The sequence below is a fragment of the Halorubrum tebenquichense DSM 14210 genome (genome assembly GCF_000337415.1).
Lineage (GTDB): Archaea > Halobacteriota > Halobacteria > Halobacteriales > Haloferacaceae > Halorubrum > Halorubrum tebenquichense.
Window position 1 is genome coordinate 1 of sequence record NZ_AOJD01000020.1, and the last position, 2436, is coordinate 2436.

The window sequence follows — 2436 nt, forward strand, 5'->3', positions numbered from 1 at the left end:
AGTGTTCCGAAAACCGGGGAAAGAAGCACTCAAAACCATCCTCGAAACTGCGCTATGACTCACCAACAATCTCCGCCACAAGAGCGTAACGGGCTGTTTGGGCCGAGCCGCTTCGCGTCGTATCGAACGATCAGTGAGATGGGCAACTGTAGGAAGATGACGAGAACCAGCAGCCAAACAACCGCATCAGTCATTGGGTTTTAGCTGCCTATCGCAAGAGTTTGATTCAATAAATTGTCGCTTCATGACTAACGTATTATTCGCACCATGCTTAAAAAGACAACAATCCCCGGGCGTAACGCGACCTGTGTCAACTTCACTCCGTGCGACTCCACTCAAACATCGCCAATCCTGTGAGTACTGCAAATATTGGTGCGGCATAAGGATGTAAGTATGGTGACACATCTGAAATTGCGATCACTACTGCGATGAAATTTACTATCGCACTAAACAAATAAATTCTTTTTAAGCTGATCATAGTGATTACTTGCTTTCGGAGAGTAGTAATGATCGTGTTTACTCAGATACGGCTCTATTGAAAAACTCTTGTTCAGACATGAAATTGGATGAAACACCCGGTAGATGGGAACTGCTTACTTCTTAGGTTGGTTCTCTTCAATCCCCTTCGCTTGTTCGTTGATACTGTTGAGCTCACGTTCAATCTCGTCACCGGAACCACCGTGCGAGGATCGGACAGACAGATCGAGAGGAGACGGAACAAAGCGACTGTCGTCTTCCTCAGTATCCTCACTATCTCTGGCACTCCCGCTAAACATAGAAAGAAAGATCTTCCACAGCTTTCGCATCATACGCACATATACTGTCGATCTGTTGTTAACTGTTCCTTCTGTACTGAACGATCTGTGGTTCACCTGTACCGAGCAATCGAGACTACATAAAATTCAACTAAGAGGATTTCAACAGAGCCGGCCGTGACGGAGCGGAGGCCGACGCGATCGGTTTCGGGATCGCTCGACAGCCCTCCATAGCGGTCCGAAGTAACGGCTATGTCGGTGCCGCCCGCACGGCGAGTCGTGACGCAACACAGCGAGCAGACGGCCCGTCGGATCGCGTTCGTCTGCGTCCAGAACGCGGGACGGAGCCAGATGGCCGCCGCGTTCGCCGAACGGGAACGAGACCGCCGAAACGCGGGCGACCGGACCGAGATCATCACCGGCGGGACGCGGCCCGCCGATCGCGTTCACGAGGTCGTCGTCGAGGCGATGGCGGAAGTGGACGTCGACGTCGGCGACCGGACGCCACAAGAGGTGACGCCCGACGAGCTACGGGCGGTCGACCTCGTCGTCACGATGGGCTGTTCGGCGTCGGACGTGTGCCCGGCGACGTGGAACGGCGAGAACCGCGACTGGGGACTCGGCGACCCGCACGGGCGGCCGATCGAGGAGGTCCGCGAGATCCGCGACGAGGTCGAGGCGCGCGTCGTCGCGCTGTTCGACGAACTTCTGTCGGAGACGCCGTCCGCGGAGTGAGCCGGCGAAAATAGTTGGCCGGGCGCGGCTCCCGGCGGACGGCGCTAACAGCAGCCGCCGTCGTCAGCGCCGCAGACGTCGCCGTAGTCGATCCCCGTCTCGCCGCCGATCGCCTCGTTACACTGCATCACCATCGTGGCGAACGCGAACTCCGCCGACGATTCCTTCGCGGCGGCGAGTTCCTCGCCCAGGGCCTCGGCGGCCGCGACGACCTCGTCGTCGGTGGCCCCGTCCGCGTCGGAACCGCGATCGGAGACGCTCAACAGCACCCACCCCCGGTGGACCGCGCGAACTCCTCGCCGATCGCCTCGCTGATGACGTCGTTCGTCCGCTGAAGGAGGTCGACGAGCTCGGCCTGTGCGGCCTGCTGCCGCTGGATCGTCTCGTCGTTCGACATCTCGGTCTGGAGCCGCTTCAGCTCGGCCATCACCGACTCGTCGAAGCCGCCCCGTTGCAGCTGCCGTTGTTTCCGCCGGTACTCGCGGAGCAGCGCCATCGCGTCGTCGTCCGCCTGAAGCGCCTCGTCGGCCGCGACGAAGCGGCGGTACGTCTCCGACTCGCCGAGTGCGTCGAGGAACTCGCGGAGCGCCGCCTCGACGTTTTCCTCCGCGCTCGCGCCGGCGGCCTCCTCGCCCGCCGAGTCCGCGGCGCGCTCCGTCGCGTCGTCGGAGTTCCGGGCGTCACTCACGACGGAGTCACCTCCGGCGCGTCCGCGTCGGCGACGTCCGCCAGCCCGGTGACTTCGTCGCCGAAGGCGCTCAGCTCGTCGAGCCCGATCGGCTCGTCGCGCCGGAGCGGGGCGAGCATGAGCGGCGCGTCGAACCGGTCGCGTATCTCCGCTAAGTACTGCGCCTGCTGCGCGCGTCGATCGGCGAAGAAGGCGTTGTCGCCGTACTCCTCGGGGAGGAGGTAGTTGGCGACGACCAGCGAGGTCTCGATGCCGACC

Annotated in this window: 5 protein-coding genes; 1 reads left to right on the forward strand and 4 read right to left on the reverse strand. The window is 61.1% G+C overall.

The features are described 5' to 3' along the window. Positions 1 to 593 precede the first annotated feature (593 nt). Entirely contained in the window at positions 594 to 809 is a 216-nt protein-coding gene (locus tag C472_RS16830; RefSeq protein ID WP_152420586.1) for a hypothetical protein, read from the reverse strand. Positions 810 to 1007: 198 nt separating this feature from the next. On the opposite strand from C472_RS16830, the gene C472_RS01930 reads away from it, so the two are divergent. Further along, on the forward strand, positions 1008 to 1490 hold the full coding sequence (locus tag C472_RS01930; RefSeq protein ID WP_006628099.1) for an arsenate reductase/protein-tyrosine-phosphatase family protein: 483 nt from the start codon (positions 1008 to 1010) through the stop codon (positions 1488 to 1490). Positions 1491 to 1534: 44 nt separating this feature from the next. Here C472_RS01930 and hcsS read toward each other — a convergent pair whose 3' ends face one another. From hcsS to C472_RS01945, 3 genes are all read right to left on the reverse strand, one after another. Beyond that, positions 1535 to 1759 (reverse strand): halo-CC-star protein HcsS, encoded by a 225-nt coding sequence (gene hcsS / locus C472_RS01935; RefSeq protein WP_006628100.1) that lies wholly within the window; start codon positions 1757 to 1759, stop codon positions 1535 to 1537. Then, positions 1750 to 2178 (reverse strand): halo-CC-star protein HcsL, encoded by a 429-nt coding sequence (gene hcsL / locus C472_RS01940; protein WP_006628101.1) that lies wholly within the window; start codon positions 2176 to 2178, stop codon positions 1750 to 1752. Before hcsL ends, hcsS begins: the two co-directional genes overlap by 10 nt. Continuing rightward, on the reverse strand, positions 2175 to 2436 hold a 262-nt coding region (locus tag C472_RS01945; protein ID WP_006628102.1), incomplete at its 5' end, for an anion-transporting ATPase. The genes C472_RS01945 and hcsL, both read right to left, overlap by 4 nt.